The organism is Brevibacterium sp. LAARM2_SD2 (genome assembly GCF_057364785.1).
The window spans coordinates 54,479-71,670 of sequence record NZ_JBNFOM010000009.1 but is presented as its reverse complement, the minus strand read 5'-3'; the positions used below and the strand labels follow the sequence as shown (position 1 = coordinate 71,670).

General features: G+C 69.6%; 19 protein-coding genes, 1 pseudogene and 1 riboswitch. Of the genes and pseudogenes, 10 read left to right on the top strand and 10 right to left on the bottom strand.

The genetic code is table 11. From position 1 onward, the window contains the following. Window positions 1-46: 46 nt before the first annotated feature. The gene (gene map, locus AC2W7K_RS07730) at window positions 47-814 is read right to left on the bottom strand and encodes a type I methionyl aminopeptidase (RefSeq protein WP_198500728.1); all 768 of its coding nucleotides are present in this window, start codon (window positions 812-814) and stop codon (window positions 47-49) included. A gap of 71 nt (window positions 815-885) precedes the next feature. After that, complete coding sequence (locus AC2W7K_RS07725) at window positions 886-1,146, bottom strand: hypothetical protein (RefSeq protein ID WP_198500729.1); 261 nt, start codon at window positions 1,144-1,146, stop codon at window positions 886-888. Between AC2W7K_RS07725 and AC2W7K_RS07720 the strand changes: the two genes are divergently transcribed. Continuing rightward, window positions 1,110-1,409 carry a MerR family transcriptional regulator gene (locus tag AC2W7K_RS07720; RefSeq protein ID WP_198500900.1) on the top strand — a complete coding sequence of 100 codons (300 nt, stop codon included), beginning with the start codon at window positions 1,110-1,112 and terminating at the stop codon, window positions 1,407-1,409. The two genes, AC2W7K_RS07725 and AC2W7K_RS07720, sit on opposite strands and share 37 nt — an antisense overlap. A gap of 26 nt (window positions 1,410-1,435) precedes the next feature. Here AC2W7K_RS07720 and amaB read toward each other — a convergent pair whose 3' ends face one another. Next, the gene (gene amaB, locus AC2W7K_RS07715; RefSeq protein ID WP_198500901.1) at window positions 1,436-2,992 is read right to left on the bottom strand and encodes an L-piperidine-6-carboxylate dehydrogenase; all 1,557 of its coding nucleotides are present in this window, start codon (window positions 2,990-2,992) and stop codon (window positions 1,436-1,438) included. A gap of 108 nt (window positions 2,993-3,100) precedes the next feature. Continuing rightward, window positions 3,101-4,252, bottom strand: a complete 1,152-nt coding sequence (locus tag AC2W7K_RS07710) for an NAD(P)/FAD-dependent oxidoreductase (protein ID WP_232623858.1) — start codon at window positions 4,250-4,252, stop codon at window positions 3,101-3,103. 134 nt (window positions 4,253-4,386) lie between these two features. Here AC2W7K_RS07710 and AC2W7K_RS07705 point away from each other — a divergent pair, with 134 nt between their 5' ends. The 5 genes from AC2W7K_RS07705 to AC2W7K_RS07685 all read left to right on the top strand — a co-directional run bounded on the left by AC2W7K_RS07705 (window position 4,387) and on the right by AC2W7K_RS07685 (window position 7,541). Beyond that, the gene (locus AC2W7K_RS07705; RefSeq protein WP_486005953.1) at window positions 4,387-5,322 is read left to right on the top strand and encodes a LysR family transcriptional regulator; all 936 of its coding nucleotides are present in this window, start codon (window positions 4,387-4,389) and stop codon (window positions 5,320-5,322) included. Between the two features lie 6 nt (window positions 5,323-5,328). Then, window positions 5,329-5,973, top strand: coding sequence for a helix-turn-helix domain-containing protein (locus AC2W7K_RS07700; protein ID WP_198500732.1), 645 nt, complete (start codon window positions 5,329-5,331; stop codon window positions 5,971-5,973). 4 nt (window positions 5,974-5,977) lie between these two features. After that, on the top strand, window positions 5,978-6,580 hold the full coding sequence (locus AC2W7K_RS07695; protein ID WP_198500733.1) for a class I SAM-dependent methyltransferase: 603 nt from the start codon (window positions 5,978-5,980) through the stop codon (window positions 6,578-6,580). A 298-nt stretch (window positions 6,581-6,878) separates the two neighbouring features. After that, window positions 6,879-7,055, top strand: coding sequence for a cytochrome c-type biogenesis protein (locus tag AC2W7K_RS07690; protein WP_198500734.1), 177 nt, complete (start codon window positions 6,879-6,881; stop codon window positions 7,053-7,055). 165 nt (window positions 7,056-7,220) lie between these two features. Continuing rightward, complete coding sequence (locus tag AC2W7K_RS07685) at window positions 7,221-7,541, top strand: putative quinol monooxygenase (RefSeq protein WP_198500735.1); 321 nt, start codon at window positions 7,221-7,223, stop codon at window positions 7,539-7,541. A gap of 10 nt (window positions 7,542-7,551) precedes the next feature. Here AC2W7K_RS07685 and AC2W7K_RS07680 read toward each other — a convergent pair whose 3' ends face one another. Further along, on the bottom strand, window positions 7,552-7,857 hold the full coding sequence (locus tag AC2W7K_RS07680) for a biopolymer transporter Tol (RefSeq protein WP_376871616.1): 306 nt from the start codon (window positions 7,855-7,857) through the stop codon (window positions 7,552-7,554). 72 nt (window positions 7,858-7,929) lie between these two features. On the opposite strand from AC2W7K_RS07680, the gene AC2W7K_RS07675 reads away from it, so the two are divergent. Continuing rightward, entirely contained in the window at window positions 7,930-8,472 is a 543-nt protein-coding gene (locus AC2W7K_RS07675) for a hypothetical protein (RefSeq protein WP_198500736.1), read from the top strand. Window positions 8,473-8,476: 4 nt separating this feature from the next. Here the strand turns inward: AC2W7K_RS07675 and AC2W7K_RS07670 are convergent, their stop codons facing one another. The 5 genes from AC2W7K_RS07670 to AC2W7K_RS07650 all read right to left on the bottom strand — a co-directional run bounded on the left by AC2W7K_RS07670 (window position 8,477) and on the right by AC2W7K_RS07650 (window position 13,350). Next, window positions 8,477-9,325 carry an energy-coupling factor transporter transmembrane component T family protein gene (locus tag AC2W7K_RS07670; RefSeq protein WP_232623859.1) on the bottom strand — a complete coding sequence of 283 codons (849 nt, stop codon included), beginning with the start codon at window positions 9,323-9,325 and terminating at the stop codon, window positions 8,477-8,479. Next, window positions 9,309-10,811 (bottom strand): ABC transporter ATP-binding protein, encoded by a 1,503-nt coding sequence (locus tag AC2W7K_RS07665; protein WP_198500737.1) that lies wholly within the window; start codon window positions 10,809-10,811, stop codon window positions 9,309-9,311. The genes AC2W7K_RS07670 and AC2W7K_RS07665 overlap by 17 nt, the downstream gene beginning before the upstream one ends. Beyond that, a complete protein-coding gene (locus AC2W7K_RS07660; protein ID WP_198500738.1) occupies window positions 10,811-11,440 on the bottom strand; it encodes an ECF transporter S component in 630 nt (209 codons plus the stop codon). Before AC2W7K_RS07660 ends, AC2W7K_RS07665 begins: the two co-directional genes overlap by 1 nt. A 25-nt stretch (window positions 11,441-11,465) precedes the next feature. Next, window positions 11,466-11,574, bottom strand: a riboswitch (TPP riboswitch). Between the two features lie 72 nt (window positions 11,575-11,646). Beyond that, window positions 11,647-12,609 (bottom strand): universal stress protein, encoded by a 963-nt coding sequence (locus AC2W7K_RS07655; RefSeq protein WP_198500739.1) that lies wholly within the window; start codon window positions 12,607-12,609, stop codon window positions 11,647-11,649. A gap of 201 nt (window positions 12,610-12,810) precedes the next feature. Continuing rightward, on the bottom strand, window positions 12,811-13,350 hold the full coding sequence (locus AC2W7K_RS07650) for a DUF4916 domain-containing protein (protein ID WP_198500740.1): 540 nt from the start codon (window positions 13,348-13,350) through the stop codon (window positions 12,811-12,813). A 323-nt stretch (window positions 13,351-13,673) separates the two neighbouring features. Between AC2W7K_RS07650 and AC2W7K_RS07645 the strand changes: the two genes are divergently transcribed. From AC2W7K_RS07645 to AC2W7K_RS07635, 3 genes and pseudogenes are all read left to right on the top strand, one after another. Next, window positions 13,674-15,170 (top strand): MmgE/PrpD family protein, encoded by a 1,497-nt coding sequence (locus AC2W7K_RS07645; RefSeq protein WP_198500741.1) that lies wholly within the window; start codon window positions 13,674-13,676, stop codon window positions 15,168-15,170. Continuing rightward, window positions 15,170-16,074, top strand: a pseudogene (gene prpB / locus AC2W7K_RS07640) (methylisocitrate lyase). Before AC2W7K_RS07645 ends, prpB begins: the two are co-directional and overlap by 1 nt. After that, window positions 16,071-17,192, top strand: a complete 1,122-nt coding sequence (locus tag AC2W7K_RS07635) for a bifunctional 2-methylcitrate synthase/citrate synthase (protein WP_198500743.1) — start codon at window positions 16,071-16,073, stop codon at window positions 17,190-17,192. The pseudogene prpB and the gene AC2W7K_RS07635 overlap by 4 nt, the downstream one beginning before the upstream one ends.

Here is a 17,192-nt window from a genome sequence, read left to right as displayed (position 1 = left end):
CACGGACATGACGCGCACCCCACGGACATGACGTCCGGGGCAGACCTCAGTCGGCGACGGTGAGCACCCGGGGGCCGTCCTCGGTGATGGCGATCGTGTTCTCCGAATGGGCGCCGTTCGAGCCGTCGGCCACCCGCAGGGTCCACCCGTCCTGGTCGACCTTGAGCTTCTTCGACGTGAACGACCACCACGGTTCGATCGCCAGCGTCAGGCCCGGCTTGAGCACCATGCCGCGCCCGCCCTTGCCGCGGTTGGCGACGTGCGGGTCCTCGTGCATCGTGTGCCCGAGGCCGTGACCGCCGAAATCGAGGTTGACCGGGATGCGCTCGGCATCGGCGACGTCGCCGATCGCCTGGGAGATGTCGCCGAGGCGGTTGCCGGCCTGCGCGGCACCGATCCCCGCCTCGAGGCCGGCCCACGTCGAGTCGATGAGGCGCTGGTCCTCCTCGGTGCCGGTGCCCACGATGACGGAGCGGGCGGCGTCGGCGACCCAGCCGTCGATGGACACGGCGAAGTCGAGGGTGAGGAGGTCACCGTCGGCCATGACGTAGTCGTGGGGTTTGCCGTGGAGGACGCCGTCGTTGACGGAGAGGCAGATGACGTTGCGGAACGGACCCGACCCGAACGAGGGAGCATAGTCCCAGTAGCAGGACTTCGCTCCGGCCTGCTCGATGAGCGTGCGAGCTCGCTTCTCCAGGTGCATGAGGTTCATGCCGGGTTCGGCGGTCTGAGACAGTTCGGCCAGCGTGTTCGCCACGAAGCGACCGGTCACCGCCATCTTGTCGATCTCGGCGGGTGTCTTCAGCTCAATCACGGGTGCTCTCCTCTGGGGTCTGGGCTCACCGGCCAGTCTAGTTCCCCGCGCCGGCCGGCGGACCTTCCGGGTCAGGTCACCGATGCCCTGCTGCTCGACCGTGAAGTCCCCGTGGTGGCGAGGATGAACGGCAGGGTGAGCACCGCGAGTCCCAGGCAGAGCAGCGGCGGAAGGGCGCCGGCGCCGAGGCTGACTCCACCGGCCCAGGTGCCTGCGACGATGCCGGCCTGGAAGGCGATGACATAGACGGCGGAGAGCACCGTGGCCTCGACTCCGCCGAGGCGCACGACGCTCGATCCGGCATTACGAGGACAGAGGTCTGCTGGTCTCATCGCGCACGTCGACAGGGTATCGCGAACACGGCGCCGAGGCGGTCGGCACGGTTGCGCGCATCCGCCGGCTGCTCGGTGCCGGGTTCAACCTCGACGCGATCGCGGTGATGCTGCCGTGCCTCGGTGAGCACCCGGATCTGCCGATCGGCATGTGCCCGCAGGTCGCGGCCCGGATCCGGGAGAACGTCGCCCGGATCGAGACTGAGTCGGCCGATCTCGCCCGGCGCAGAAGGGCCATCGAGAAGCTCATCGCATTGCGGTGAGGGGCCGGTGACCGCCGACTGCCGCCTCAGTGGAACTCGACGCCCTGGGCCAGGGGCAGCTCGCCGGAGTAGTTGATCGTGTTCGTCGCCTGCCGCATGTAGGCCTTCCACGCATCCGAACCGGATTCGCGGCCGCCGCCGGTCTCCTTCTCACCGCCGAACGCCCCGCCGATCTCCGCACCCGAGGTGCCGATATTGACGTTGGCGATGCCGCAGTCGGAACGGGAGAGGAAGGTCTCCGCCTCGGCGAGGTCGGAGGTGAAGATCGCCGAGGACAGCCCCTGCGGCACCCCGTTGTGGAGGGCGATCGCCTCGTCGAGGTCGCTGTAGGTGACGACGTAGAGGATCGGGGCGAAGGTCTCCGACTCCATCACCGAGGTCTGCGCGGGCATCCGCACGAGCGCGGGTTCGACGTAGTGGGCGTCGGGTCGCTCCTCGGCGAAGACGCGACCGCCGCCGGTGAGCACGGTTCCCCCTTCGGCCTCTGCCTGGCCCAGCGCCGACTGCATCGCCTCAAAGGCGCCTGAGTTGATGAGCGGCCCGACGAGCACCCCATCGTCCGTGGGCGAGCCGATGCTCAGGGTCGCGTAGGCGGCGACGATCCGCTCGACGAACTCCTCGGCGATCGACTCATGGACGATGAGGCGGCGCAGGGTCGTGCACCGCTGCCCGGCGGTGCCCGCGGCGGCGAAGACGACCCCGCGCAGCGCGAGGTCGATGTCCGCGCTCGGGGTGACGATCGCGGCATTGTTGCCGCCGAGTTCGAGCAGGACGCGTCCGAAGCGCTCGGCGACGACCGGACCGACCTCACGGCCCATGCGCACCGACCCCGTCGCCGAGACCAACGCCACGCGGTCGTCGCGGACCATGGCGTCGCCGATGTCGCGACCGCCGACGAGGACGGGCACGAGACCCTCCGGTGCCCCCACCTCGGCGGCGGCCCGGGCCAGCAGCGACTGCGCCCCGAGGGCGGCGAGCACGGCGTTCTCCGAGGGCTTCCACACCACGGCGTCTCCGGCGACGAGCGCGAGGGCGGTGTTCCACGAGTACACGGCGACGGGGAAGTTGAACGCGGAGATCACGCCGACGACTCCGAGCGGATGCCACGTCTCCATGAGTCGGTGACCCGGACGTTCGCTCGGCATCGTCTTGCCCCACAGCTGGCGGGACTGGCCGAGCGCGAACTCGCAGATGTCGATCATCTCCTGGACCTCGCCGGCGGCTTCGGAGGGAGTCTTGCCGGCCTCGACGGTGACGATCTTCGCCAGCTCCTCCTTGTGCTCGGCAAGCAGCTGACCCCAGCGGCTGACGAGCCGGCCGCGGACGGGAGCGGGGACGTCCCGCCAGGTCGCGAAGGCTGCGGCTGCCTGCCCGATCTTCGCCGCGGCGGTCTGCGGGGAGTCGGCGGCGATCGTCGCGAGCACCTGCCCGGTGATCGGGGAGCGAGCGGTCAGCGTCTGCCCGCTCGTCGAGTCGGGGGCGAGCACGGCGGCGTCGACGCCGCAGGCGCGCAGCCCCTCGTCGAGGAGGGCGGCGACGGTGTCATCGGTGGGAAGAGCGGTGGCGGTGGAGGTCGTGGTCATCATGGTCCTCACTGTGTCTCAGGCGGATGGGTGTGTCAGTGGCGGATGGGTGTGTCAGTGGCGGCGGCTAGGGTGCGAGCATCGAAGCGGGAGGAAGGGGAGTCATGGTCACACGATGTTGAGCTCCTTGCGCAGGCCCGTCAGGGAGAAGCGGTCCTTGTCGAGCGGGGAGACGTCGACGAACGGGGTGCGGCCGGTGAGGAGGTCGGCGACGACCTCGCCGACGGCCGGGCCCATGAGGAACCCGTGGCCGGAGAACCCGCACGCGTAGGTGAAGCCCTCGAGTTCGCGGGCCTGCCCGATGAGCGCGTTGTGGTCGGGGGTCATCTCGTAGAGGCCCGCCCAGCCGCGTCGGATGTCGACGTCGGCGAGGTCCGGGGTGCGCCGGTCGATGAGCTCGGAGAGCCGGAACAGCCACTCCGGGTCGCGGCGGTCGTCGAACCCCCACCGGTCCTCGGCATCGGGACAGCCGAAGAGGAGTCCGGGGCCTTCGGGGTGGACGTAGTAGCTGGTGGCGAAGTCGATGGTGAACGGCATCGCGGAGGTGTCGAACGCCACGGGTTCGCTCACCATGATCTCGCGCCGCAGAGGGGTGACGGGCAGGTCGACGCCTGCCATCTCGCCGATCAGCCCCGACCAGGCGCCGGCCGCGCAGACGACCTGTGAGCACGCGATCGGGCCCGCCGTCGTCTCCACCGAGGTGATCGTCCGCTTCCCGGCGGCGCCCTTCGTGAGGATGCCGGTGACCTCGCAGGACGTGAGCACGGTGACGCCGCGGTCACGGGCGGCGCCGATGTAGCCGGCGACGACGGACTCGGGGGTGCAGTGCCCGTCACCGGGGTTGAACGCCCCGGCGACGAGACCCGCGGTGTCGACGTAGGGGGCAAGGGCTGCGACCTCGGCGACGGTGAGCATCTGCGAATCGAGGCCGAGCGACCGCTGGAGGTCGACGTTGCCGGCGAACGTGCTCGCCGCCTCGGGGGAGTCGAGGAGGAAGAGGTAGCCGTTGGAGACGAGATCGATGTCGATGCCGAAGCGCGATTCGAAGTCGCGGAGGATCTCGAGGCTGCGCACGGACAGGGCGATGTTCACCTCGTCGGAGAACTGACAGCGCACCCCGCCGGCGGCCTTCGACGTCGACCCGGACCCCGGAACGTCGCGTTCGACGAGGACGACGCTCCCTGCCCCCGCGGCGGCGAGGTTGAAGGCGATCGACGCGCCCATGACGCCGCCGCCGATGATGACCACATCTGCGTTCACACTGCACCTCAGCTGGTTCGGGGCCGACACCGTTGTCGGCTTGTCCACCATTGTGCGACCGAACACATTTAAGGACAAGGCAGAGTCTGTGAAGACTGTTTTCACGATTCCTTAAAAACCGCTAGTCTGTGCCCATGACCTGGACGCTCGGGCAGCTGCAGACGTTCGTCGTCGTCGCCGAACGCGGTTCGATGACGCGTGCCGCCGAAGCGCTGGGCTACAGCATCGGGGCGGTCTCCCAGCACATGAGCGCGCTGCGGCGCACCGTCGGCTCCGACCTCGTCATCCGCCGGGGCCGCTCGCTCGTGCTCACCGAGGCCGGCCGCACCCTGCTCCCGCGCGCCCGGAGCATCCTCGCCGCCCAGGCGCAGGCGGAGCTCGCGATGCTCGGCCGCGACTTCGAGCGCGAGGCGATCGTCACCCTCGGGGTGTTCGGGTCGACGTCGACCATCGGCCTGCCGCTCATCGTCCGTCTGCTCGCCGAGCGCCACCCCGACATCGTCGTCCGCGCCCGGGAGGTCAACGTCGAGACGATGTCGGCCGCCGTCATCGACGGTGCCATCGACCTCGGCATCGGCATCGACTACCCGGCCGTGCCGCTGCCGCCGATGCGCGGCCTGACCTGGACGACGGTGGCCGCCGAGGACTTCGGCGTCGTCACCCCGCCGCCGGCCGCTGCCGTCACCGGGCGAGCTCGCCGAGGCGGACTGGATCCTGCCGCCGGCGACCGATCTCTTCGGGCGGGCGATGCGGCTGGCCACCTCGGCGCTGGGGATCCAGGCGAAGGAGAGCCACATCGTCACCGACACCGCCGTCGCCCTCGCGCTCGCCGGCACCGGCCTCGGCCTCACGCTCGCGACCCCGATCATGATGTCCCTCGGCGGACCCGACGTCGCCCTTCATCCCGTCACCGGGGCCGGCGGCCGGGAGATCATCGTGCTCACCGTGCCCGCCCCGAGCGCGCCGGTGGCCGCCGTCGCCGAGGTGGTCGCCGAGGTCTTCGCATGAGCGAGCCGGAGCGGTCGCGCCTCGCAGCGGACCGGGCCGCCGCCATGAGACCGCTACAGTGAGGAGCCATGGACAGTTCACCCCGCGACCCGCACGGCAGAGTCGATGTGCACGGCGCCGGCGGCTCGTCTCACGGCACCGACGGTGATGCGCTCGACCCCGTGCTCGAAGCGATCGGCCCGCGGCTGCGGGAGACCCGGACCGCGCGGGGACTGACCCTCGCCGAGGTGGCCGAGCAGATGGATGCGTCCGTGAGCACGCTCTCCCGCCTCGAATCGGGACGGCGGCGGCCCACCCTCGACCTGCTCATCGCGCTCGCCCGCATCTACCGGGTCGCCCTCGACGACCTCGTCGGAGCGCCGTCGACGGGCGACCCGCGGATCCGCCCGACCCCGATCCGCGCTCACGGCATGGTGTTCCTGCCGCTGACCAACCGGAATGCGCCGGTCGAGGCCGTCAAGATCGTCCTGCCCGGGCACCGGCCGGGGGATCCGATCACGCAGCGAGCGCACGGCGGGTACGAATGGCTCTACGTGCTCAGTGGAACCGTCGACCTCAAACTCGGGGCCACGGTGACCACTCTGGCCACGGGGGAGGCCGCCGAATTCGACACGCGGGAACCGCACGGGATCGCCAGTGCGACCACCTCGGCGGCGGAGGTGCTCACCCTCTTCTCCGCCGAGGGAGAGCGCATCCACGTGGGCCTAGACTGAGGCGATGAGCTTCGATCACCAGTGGAACCGCATCCGCGCGAACAACCCCGACCATTCGGCGAACTACGCCCAGCGCTGGCGCAACCTCGTCGATGCCGGCCATGACATCGGGGGAGAGGCGCGCTTCGTCGATGCGATGGCGCCCCGCGGCGGACGCATCCTCGACGCCGGCTGCGGCACCGGTCGTGTCGGCGGTCTGCTCATCGGCGCCGGGCACACGGTCTACGGCGTCGACCTCGACGAGTTCCTCATCGCCGTCGCCGAGGAGGACTTCCCGCGCGGCGAGTGGCACACCGGCGACCTCGCCGACTTCGACTTCGCCGCCGCCGGGATCACGGACATCGACGTCACGGTGTGCGCCGGCAACGTGCTGGCGTTCCTCGATCCGGCGTCGCGACGCCAGACACTGACCAACATCAAGTCGACGCTCAAGCACGGCGGGCGCTTCGTCGCCGGCTTCGGGGCCGGACGCGGCTACGACTTCGCCGACTTCATCGCCGACATCGAGGCAACAGGCATGATCGTCAGCCTCAAGCTCTCGACGTGGGAGATCCACCCCTTCGAACCCGACAGCGGCTTCCTCGTGCTCATCGCCGAACGCCCGTAGGTTTTGGCGCTGGATTCTGCACCATTGCCGGTCCGCAGTCGGCCTGCTGCTCCGCGATCGTTCGCCGCGCGCTGCGCGACTGAGCGCTCCAGCGAGGTGGATTCCGCTCGATTCTTCGGTGTTTCTCGAGCCGGATCCACCTCGCTGGGAAGCACACCGCTGTGCGCCAGTCGCTTCGCTGGGCCCGGTCGCCGCGCTTCGCGGCGGCCGCACCGTCGACCGTCGCGCTGCCTCCGCGCTCCGGCCTGTTGACCACAGGCGACGTTGCTCGATAGCGTCGAAGGAGAGAGGAGTGTCGATGACCCGACTGCTGATGGTGATCCTGCCGGTGCTGGCCGGTCTGTGCTTCGTCCTCGCGACTCTGCCGGCCGGTTCCGGGTATGCGCTCTGGCTGTGGGCTCTGGGCATCGTCCTGCTCATCGTCGCCCTGCTCATCGCCGTTCGTCGCGTCCGGCGCGGCGCCCCGCGCGACTGAGCGCGACTGACCGCCGGTGCGCCAGACGCAGCCCACCTCGATGAGCGCTCGGACTCGTCAAACCACGGTGATCGTGATTGGGTGGAGACACGGCCGATCGGCCCAGGCGACCGTACCTGCAACCCGGTGCGGTCGGACCACCGTCACCACGCGCAGAGGAGAATCATGATCTTCATCGTCGTCAAGTTCGACGTCAAGCCCGAGAACGCGGAGTCCTTCCCCGAGGTGGTGCGCGACTTCACCGAGGCGACCCGCGCCGAACCCGGCAACCTCTGGTTCGAATGGTCGCGCAGCCTCGAGAAGCCCAACGAGTACGTCCTGCTCGAAGCATTCACCGACGACGGCGCCGAGCCGCATGTCACCAGCGATCACTTCGCCGCCGCGCTCGAATCGATGCGCCCGCTGCTCGCCTCGACGCCGAAGATCGTCTCCCGCAAACTCGACGGCGACGGCTGGGACGAGATGGGCGAACTCGTCATCGACTGACGAGGTCAGCTCAGCGATCGAGTTCGCTCAGCGCCTCCTCGGCGCGGGCGAGCCGATCGGCACGCGGCATCTCCCACCACTTCTCGCCCCGCTCGCCGAGGCCTTGTTTGGCCACGCCGACGCGCTCTCGAGCCGCCCGCAGCGCTGTGTCGTCGGCTGCCGTCTTCGCCGCCCGCACCGCGTTGCGAGCCCGCCCGAGGTGGCTCTTCAGCCGCTCGACGAGAGCGTCGGGAAGTGCGGGATCGGTGCGCCGCCACCGGCGTCCGCGCACGACGAGCCACTTCTCGTCCTCCGTGTACCCATCCGCATCCGTCACGATCGCAGTCTAAGCCGCGCAGTCTAGGCTGCTCGGCCGGATCACCGCGCCCGGGCTGGCTACACTGACACCATGGCGACGCGAGCACAGAACATCGAGTCCATCGAGAAGGCCCTCGGCGAGCCCTGGTCGCAGACCAGGCAGCGGCTTGAGAAAGCCGGGGGCAAGGACGCGAGCCACAAGGAACTCGCCGATGCGCTCTACCCGCAGTTCGACGGCGTCGTCGACAACCACGGCTGGTGGGTCCAGGGTGCCGTCGTCGCCTACGAGCAGGAGATCGGCCGCCGGGTTCCCGGCCAGCGCGCCGACGGCACCTTCGACGTCGCCGTCTCCCGCACCGTGACCGGACAGCGCGGAGACGTCATCGACCGCTTCGCCGCCCTCGTCGACGGCTCACTGGGCGGAGTCGACCTCGCCGGTGAGCCCCGCCCGTCGACGACGGCAAAGCGCTCGTTCTGGCGGGCCGACCTCGCCGACGGGACGAAGATCGAAGCCGCCGCCGAACCGAAGGACGACGAGCGCACGCGTCTCACCCTCACCGCCGCGAAGCTGCCGAGCGCCGAGGCGCTCGAGGAGTGGCGCGCCCACCTCAAGGACCTCATCGCCGAGGTCTGAGACGTCAGCCCGGAATGATCGGGTTCCACGTTCCGAGCACCAGCGCCGAGGCGACCGCGACGACTGCGACGACGACGGCGAGGACGAGGACGACCGCATCAGCGGTGCCGAACCTCGAGCGCCTGCGCCACGTCCTGCCCGGCCGCCCGAACGCCCGCCCCTCCATCGCCATCGCCAGGGTCGTGCCACGGCGGATCGACTGGACGAGGAGGACGAAGATGCCTGCGAAGAGACTGCGGGTGCGCCGCAGCACCGACCCGCCGGCGAGTCCTCTGGCCCGTCTGGCCATCGACAGGGTCTGCCATTCGAGGACGAGGAGTCCGAGCAGGCGACTGGCCGCGAGGATCGAGATGACGACGGTCTCGGGCAGACGCAGATGCTGGACGAGGGCATCCGAGAGGTCCCTGGGATCGATCGTCGAGGCGAGGACGACGAGCGGGATCGCCAGTGCCAGGGCGCGCACGAAGATCGCCGCAGCCGACTCCAGCGACCCGGTCGTCATGAGGATCGGACCGACGTCGACGACGGTGGCGCCCGTCTTCTCGGCGAGGATCGCCGTGCCCCACGCGGCGAGGAGCGCGCCGACCGGCAGGAACCACAGCCGTCTGAGCGCCGCCTTGAGGTCGAGGCCGGTCAGCGGCAGGGCGAGGAGTGAGAAGCCGAGGATGATCCCCGCGGAGACGACGTCGATGCTCAGCAGAGCTCCGACCATGAGGATGAGCGCGACAGCGATCTTCGTCAGCGGGTTGCAGCGCACGAGCGCCGTGCGGCGCACCACCGGGATGAGCTGACCCGGATCCTCGACGGTGACGCGCTCACGAGTCAGGGTCGTCCGCTCACTCAACGCGCTCACCCCGCAGAGGCTGCGCCGACGTGCCGAGGGTGAAGCGGCGGGCTCCAATCGCGTCGAGGAAGTCGAGGTCGTGGCTGACGGCGATGACCGCGCTGCCGTGGTCGAGGACGTCGAGGAACAGTGCGACGAGTCCCGCCCACGTCAGCGCGTCCTGCCCGAACGTCGGCTCATCGACGATGAGGACCTGGGGGCGCGGAGCGATCATCGCCGCCACCGACAGGCGACGCTTCTCCCCGCCGGAGAGACCCTGCGGGTGGGCCTCGGCGATGTCGGACAGTCCCAGCGTCTCCAGCAGGTCGGTCACCCGAGCGTCGACCTCGGCCGCCGACCAGCCGGCCAGTCGCGGACCGAGGGCGAGCTCCTCGGCGACGCTGGGTTTGAGGAACTGATGCTCGGGTTCCTGGAAGACCATGCCGATGCGCGGGGCGAGGAACTTCGAGGGCCAGGTGTACGGCCGCGCCTCCTTCGCCCCGGCGGCAAGCGGCCCCGCTGCGCGCACCTCACCGGAGAACTCGGGGATGAGGCCGGCCAGGGTCAGCGCTGTCGTCGACTTCCCGGCCCCGTTGGCGCCGACGATGCCGAGCGCCTCACCCGCCCGCACCTCGAGGTCGAGATCGGTCGCTGCGGGCACGGCTGCCCGCGGCCGGGCGACGCCCAGGCGCTCGCCGACGAGCACGGGGGACCCGAGTCGGTCCTGCGCTCCAGTTCTGCCCGGCATCGTCCAGCGGTCGGGGGCGGTGCGGGACCCGGATTCGGGCAGCCAGATCCCGGTGGTCCTGAGCACCTCGGCGAGTGCGGGGTCACCGAAGACCTCGTCCGGGGTGCCGTGGGCGACGACGCCTGTGCGGCCGAGGACGATGACGGTGTCGACCTCGTCGCTCCACAGGCTCACCCGGTGCTCGACGACGATCATCGTCGCCGCAGTGGACTCCTGGACCGTGAGGACGGCATCGCGGACCGCCCTCGCCGAGGCGGGGTCGATGTTGGCCGTCGGCTCGTCGAGGACGATCACCTCGGGTGCCATCGCGTGGATCCCGGCGAGCGCGAGGCGCTGCTTCTGGCCCCCGGACAGCGCCGCCGTCGGGTGGGACTGGGGAAGGTCGAGGCCCATGGCGGCCAGGGAGGCGTCGATCCGCGCGTCGACCACCTCGGCGGGCAGACCGAGGTTCTCCATTCCGAACGCGACATCGTCACCGATGCGGGAGAAGATCACCTGCGAATCGGGGTCCTGGAGGACGAGCCCGGTGACGCCTCGGCGGGGGTCGGGTGGGGCGTCGCCGACGAGGAGATCACCGGCTGACTCCCCGGCCTCAGTGGGAAGGACCCCGGCGATCGCATGGAGGAGCGTCGACTTACCCGCCCCCGACGGCCCCAAGAGGAGAACCTTCTCACCTGGGGCGATGTCGAGGTCGACGGGGCCGACGGCGAGGCTGTCCCGATCGGCGTGCCGCCACGAGTATCCGTGGGCGCGGATCGGCAGGCCCATCAGCGCACGCGGCCGGAGGCGAAGGAGCTCAGCGCCCCGGTCTTCGCGATCGCGCGGTAGGCGTACCAGGCGCCGATGCCGGAGATGACGACGCCGGAGATCATCGCGCACACCGCGTAGGCGAGCTGGAAGTCGAACTGCCATTCGGCGTTGTAGAGGATGTTCTCGCTCACGGCCATGAAGGTCGCGGCGACGAGTCCGGACAGCGCGGTCACCCACAGGGTGAACTTCCGGTAGCCGAAGGCGGCGAAGACGAGTTCGGCGCCGAGGCCCTGGAGGAAGCCCGACAGCAGCACGGTCGCCCCGAAGTGGGAGCCGAGGACGCCTTCGACGGCGGCGGCGAGGAGTTCGCACAGCAGCGCGGCTCCGGGTTTGCGGATGATCGCCCCGGCGAGCGGACCGGCGAGCACCCAGAGGCCGGCGATGAGGCCGATCGAGGGCGGGAAGGCCTGGAAGGCGAGCTCGATGCCCTTCCAGCTGGCGGCGAGCACCCAGAAGATCAGGCCCACGGCGATGCCGAGGACCGCGGTGACGACGTAGTCGACGACCCGCCACTTCTTCGTCGGCGGGGCCTGGGTGAATGCCGGTGCCGTCGTCGAGCGGGAACCGGGCGTGGTCGTGTTCGGCATAGCGCCTCCTCGTGTCTCAAGGAGGGGTAGAAGAGTCTCGACTTCCTTCGGCGGTGCTAGCCGCATCAGGTTCGAGGGTCTGCAGCGTCATCTGCACTCTCAGCGCCCTTGGCGGCGCTCCCCTGTCGTGTGCGCTCCACTGTACAACACCTGACGATCCCCGGCACCGCACGTCCGCGGGGCCGGGGATCTGGTGCGAACGGGACTCAGGCCGGAACGACCATGACCGGACCCTCGGCATGGTGGAGGACCCCGCGGGAGACCGATCCGAGCAGCGCGGACTTCACGGCCCCGCGGCCCCGGGTGCCGAGGACGGTGAGCTGCGCGGTCTTCGTCGCCGCGGACAGCAGCGCGGTGGCATCGCCGATGAGCGCCGAGGTGGACACCTGGAGCCCGGGGAACTGACTGCGCAGCTCTTCGGCGTCCTTGTCGAGTTCGGCTTCGATCTGCTGCTGCCGGCGGTCGGCGACGTCACCGCCGAGTTCGAGCTCCGGGTACCAGTAGAGCCATTCCTCCCCGGCCGGCAGCACCGTGACGATCTCGAGGTCGGCGTTGCGCGAAGCGGCCGCCTCGGCGGCGGTGAACATCGCGATCCGCGCGCCCTCGGACCCGTCGACGGCGACGACTACCGGGCCGGTCGTGTCCCCGCGGTGCGCCGAATGGCGGGGGACGACGATCGTCGGGCAGTGGGCGTGCGGCGGCAGCGCGGTCGAGACCGACCCGAGCATGCGGCCCATGAAGCCGCCGCGTCCACGCGCCCCGACGATGATGACATCGGCGTTGGCGCTGAGGTTGACGAGCACACCGGCGGCGTCACCGGATTCGACGGCGTACGTCACCGGTCCGGGATGATCGGCGAGGAGTTCGGCCGCCTCGGCGAGGGTCTTCTCCGCTGCCCGCATCGCGGCTTCGTCCTCGGGTTCGGACGGGATCGAGGCCATGTTCGGGTAGATCATCAGGGGCATCGTGAAGGCCGTGACGACGGTGAGGGGAACGTCTCGGTGCAGCGCCTCGGCGGCACCGTAGCGCAGGGCAAGGGCTGCGAGCTCGGATCCGTCGAAGCCGACGAGGACGCCGAGGTTGTCGGTGAGTCCGGAATCGGAGGCGCGGGTGTCGGTCGGGCGGGCCTCGGCCGGGTTCGCGGCGGACGAGCGGGAGTCAGCAGTCATGGCAGTCCTTCCATCGGGGCCTGACCAACCCTGACGGGGACGACGGCCCCGAAAACCGTGTGCCGTCCTCGTCGCCCTCAGTGTACCCAAGTGTTTTCTACAACGTGTAGAAGACCGCGAGGCGGACGGATTCCTCTCGCGTGCGGCGCGTGCCCACGGCCTCGGCGCGTGCTCACGGCCTGCGCCAGGGGGAGGGGTGCGTCAGACGGCGAAGCCGAGGTAGCTCAGGGCTGAGCGGATGATGTGCTCCTGGCCGTGGGAGAGCTCGGCGACGATGTCGGAGCGCAGCGCCTCGGTGGGGGTGAGCCAGTCGAGGCTGAGCGCATCGGCGCGCGGGGTGCATTCGCCGCGGACCTCCATGACGAAGCACATCGAGATCGCGTGCTGGCGCGGGTCGTGGAGGAGCGAGGTGCCCTCGGTGGGGAAGTACTCGGCGATGTGGAACGGGGCGATGGCCGGCGGGACGACGGGCAGCGCCATCGGGCCGAGGTCGTTCTCGGCATGCCGGAGCAGGGCCTGGCGGATGCTCTCGTGGTAGCGGATGCGTCCGCCGACGACCTCGCGGCCCAGGGTGCCGTCGTCGAGGCGGCGCAGCAGGAGGCCGATCTGCTCGACGTCCCCGGCCTCGCCGACGCGGACCGGAATGGCATTGACATAGGGGATGGGGAGACGGCGGCGAAGCTGGGCGAACTCGTTGTCGTCGAACCAGTTCTCGTCGAAGTCGAGGGCAGTGCGGGTCATATCCCGATTGTGTCACAGTTCACCTGCCCGGGCGGCGGTCGCGGGCCTGCTCGGTCAGCGGTCGCGGGCCGGCTCGGGCAGGGGCGTCACCACGGCTTCCAGCGTCCCGGCACGGCCCGCCCACCTCGGCGTTCGTCTGCCCGCCCACCCGGGGTGGTGTCGGGCGTCACCGCTCGGGTAAAGTATCTTGATGTCAAGATAAAACTCTGGCCGGGCCCGCGGACGCAGCAGTGACGTGGCCTACAGTTGAGACAACCATTCCCCAGGCCTGCAGCGGTCGCGACATGGCCAGCGGCGGTCAAGGACGATTGAAGGGATTGCCCATGATTGATCATGAAGTCCGTACCCACAAGAGCTCAGAGAACCTGGCTCGTGAAGACCAGCTCGCCTGGAAGATCGCAGAAGTCGCCTCCGACACCACCCCGGTTGATGCCGATGTCACTGAGATGGTCATCAACCGCGTCATCGACAACGCCGCCGTCGCGGCCGCCTCGGTCAACCGGTCGGCGCCCACCCACGCCCGCGAACAGGCGCAGGCGCATCCGTTCAGCCCCGGCGCCACGATCTTCGGTCTGCCGCTGGGCGACCGCTTCTCCCCGGAATGGGCGGCCTGGGCCAACGGCGTGGCCGTGCGCGAACTCGACTTCCACGACACCTTCCTCGCCGCCGAGTACTCCCACCCCGGTGACAACATCCCGCCGGTCCTCGCTGTCGCCCAGCACATGGGCATCGCCGGTCCCGACCTCATCAACGGCATCGCCACCGGATACGAGATCCAGGTCGACCTCGTCAAGGGCATGAGCCTGCACCAGCACAAGATCGACCACGTCGCCCACCTCGGGCCCTCGGCCGCCGCCGGCATCGGCGCGATGCTCCACCTGCCCACCGAGGTGACCTTCCAGGCGATTCAGCAGGCCCTGCATGTGACGACGGCGACCCGCCAGTCGCGCAAGGGCGAGATCTCCTCGTGGAAGGCCCACGCTCCGGCGTTCGCGGGCAAGATGGCCGTCGAAGCCGTCGACCGCGCGATGCGCGGCGAGGGTGCCCCCAACCCCATCTACGAAGGCGAGGACGGCTTCATCGCCTGGATCCTCTCCGGCCCCGAGGCCCGCTACACGATCCCGCTGCCGGCCAAGGGCGAGGCCAAGCGCGCGATCCTCGACACGTACACGAAGGAGCACTCCGCCGAATACCAGGCGCAGGCGCTCATCGACCTCGCGCGCAAGCTCGGCGGGGAGATCGAGGATCTCACGAAGATCAAGCGGATCGTCATCCACACCTCCCACCACACCCACAACGTCATCGGCACCGGCGCCAACGATCCGCAGAAGATGGATCCGCAGGCCAGCCGTGAGACCCTCGACCACTCGATCATGTACATCTTCGCCGTCGCGCTCGAGGACCGCGGCTGGCACCACGAGGACTCCTACACCCCCGAGCGCGCCGCGCGCCCGGAGACGGTCAAGCTCTGGCACAAGATCGAGACGACCGAGGACCCCGAGTGGACCCGCCGCTACCACTCGACCGATCCGAACGAGAAGGCCTTCGGCGGTCGCGTGGAGATCGAGTTCGAGGACGGCTCGACGCTGACCGACGAGATCGCCGTCGCCGACGCCCACCCGCTCGGCGCTCGCCCGTTCGTCCGCGAGAACTACGTCGAGAAGTTCCGCACCCTGTCCGAGGGCATCCTCACCGACTCCGAGCAGACCCGCTTCCTCGACCTCGCCGAGAACCTCGAGAGCCTCGACGCCGCCGGCGTCGGCCAGCTCAGCTTCACCGTCGAGGGCCTCACCCACAGCGGTTCGAAGGGGATCTTCTGATGCTCGGCGCGACCGCGACCCCGGCCGAGCGCCGGAAGCAGTTCCGCGACCTCCTCGCCGGCAGCGAGATCGTCCAGTTCCCCGGCGCGATCAACCCGCTCAACGCGCAGATCATCGAGCAGACCGGGTTCGAGGGCGTCTACATCTCCGGAGGCGCGTTCTCCGCGGCCATGGGACTGCCCGACATCGGACTGACCACCCTCACCGAGGTGGCCGATCACGGCCGGGCGATCGCGCGGGTGACGAACCTGCCGACGTTCATCGACGCCGACACCGGGTGGGGCGAGGCGATGAACGTCGCCCGCACCGTCCAGGAGTTCGAGGATGCCGGTCTCTCCGGCATGCACCTCGAGGATCAGGTCAACCCGAAGCGGTGCGGCCACCTCGACGGCAAGGAGGTCGTGACGACGGCCGAGATGAACCAGCGCATCGCCGCCGCCGTCCGGGGCCGCCGGGACGAGAACTTCGTCATCTGCGCCCGCACCGACTCCCGCGCCGGTGAGGGTCTCGACCGGGCGATCGACCGGGCGAAAGCCTACGCCGACGCCGGGGCCGACATGATCTTCCCCGAGGCCATGCGGGACCTCAGCGAATTCGAGCGCTTCGTCGCGAGCGTCGACGTGCCGATCCTGGCGAACATGACGGAGTTCGGCAAGAGCGAGCTCTTCACGACCCAGCAGCTCGCCGACGTCGGGGTGAAGATGGTGATCTACCCGGTCACGACCCTGCGTCTGGCCATGGGTGCGATCACGGCGGGGCTGCAGACGATTCGGGACGAGGGGACTCAGGTCAGCCTCGTCGACCGGATGCAGACCGCGCGGACCTCTACGACACCATCGACTACGCCGCGTACAACGAATTCGACTCGGCCGTATTCAACTTCTCACAGGAGGGTCACCAGTGACCGAAGAAATCAAGAAGGGACTCGCCGGCGTCGTCGTCGACACCACCGCGGTCTCGAAGGTAGTCCAGGAAACGAACTCGCTCACCTACCGGGGCTACCCGGTGCAGGAGCTGGCGGCCAAGCGCAATTTCGAGGACGTCGCCTACCTCATCTGGAACGGCGAACTGCCCACCGAGGAGCAGCTGGCGGAGTTCAAGGCCCGCGAGCACGCCCAGCGTGAGATCTCGCCCGAGCTCGTCGACATCATCCTCGGCCTGCCCAAGGACGCCCACCCGATGCACGTCGTCCAGACCGCGGTCGCCTACCTCGGCGCCGTCGACCCGGATGCGGACACGGAAGGGGAGGAGGCCAACCTCGAAAAGGCGGAGCGCCTCTACGCGCAGCTGCCGACGATCGTCGCGATCGACCACCGGCGCCGGCACGGCCTCGACCCGGTCGCCCCGACCACCGACCTCGACTACGCCGCGAACTTCTTCAAGATGGTCTTCGACGAGGTGCCCGCCGAGGAGGTCGTGCGCAGCTTCGACATCTCGATGATCCTCTACGCCGAGCACTCGTTCAACGCCTCGACGTTCACCGCCCGCGTCATCACCTCGACGACCTCCGACCTCTACTCCGCGGTCGCCGGAGCCATCGGGGCGCTCAAGGGGCCGCTGCACGGCGGGGCGAACGAAGCGGTCATGGCGATGCTCGAAGAGGTCGGCACCGCCGACCGGGCGTCGGCGTGGATCGACGATGCGCTGGCGCGCAAGGCGAAGATCATGGGCTTCGGCCACCGCGTCTACAAGAACGGCGACTCGCGCGTGCCGACGATGCGCAAGGCGTTCGAGGACATGGCGGCGGTCAAGGGCGCGAACGATCTGCTCGACCTCTACAACACCTTCGAAGAGGACTTCGTCTCCCGCAAGGGCATCTACCCCAACCTCGACTACCCCTCGGGGCCGGCGTACCACCTCATGGGCTTCGACACCGATCAGTTCACGCCGATCTTCGTCATGTCCCGCATCACCGGGTGGACGGCGCACATCCTCGAGCAGCAGGCGAACAACGCCCTCATCCGTCCGCTGAGCGCGTACGACGGCGAGCCGCAGCGCGAAGTCCCCGACGCCAGGGGCTGA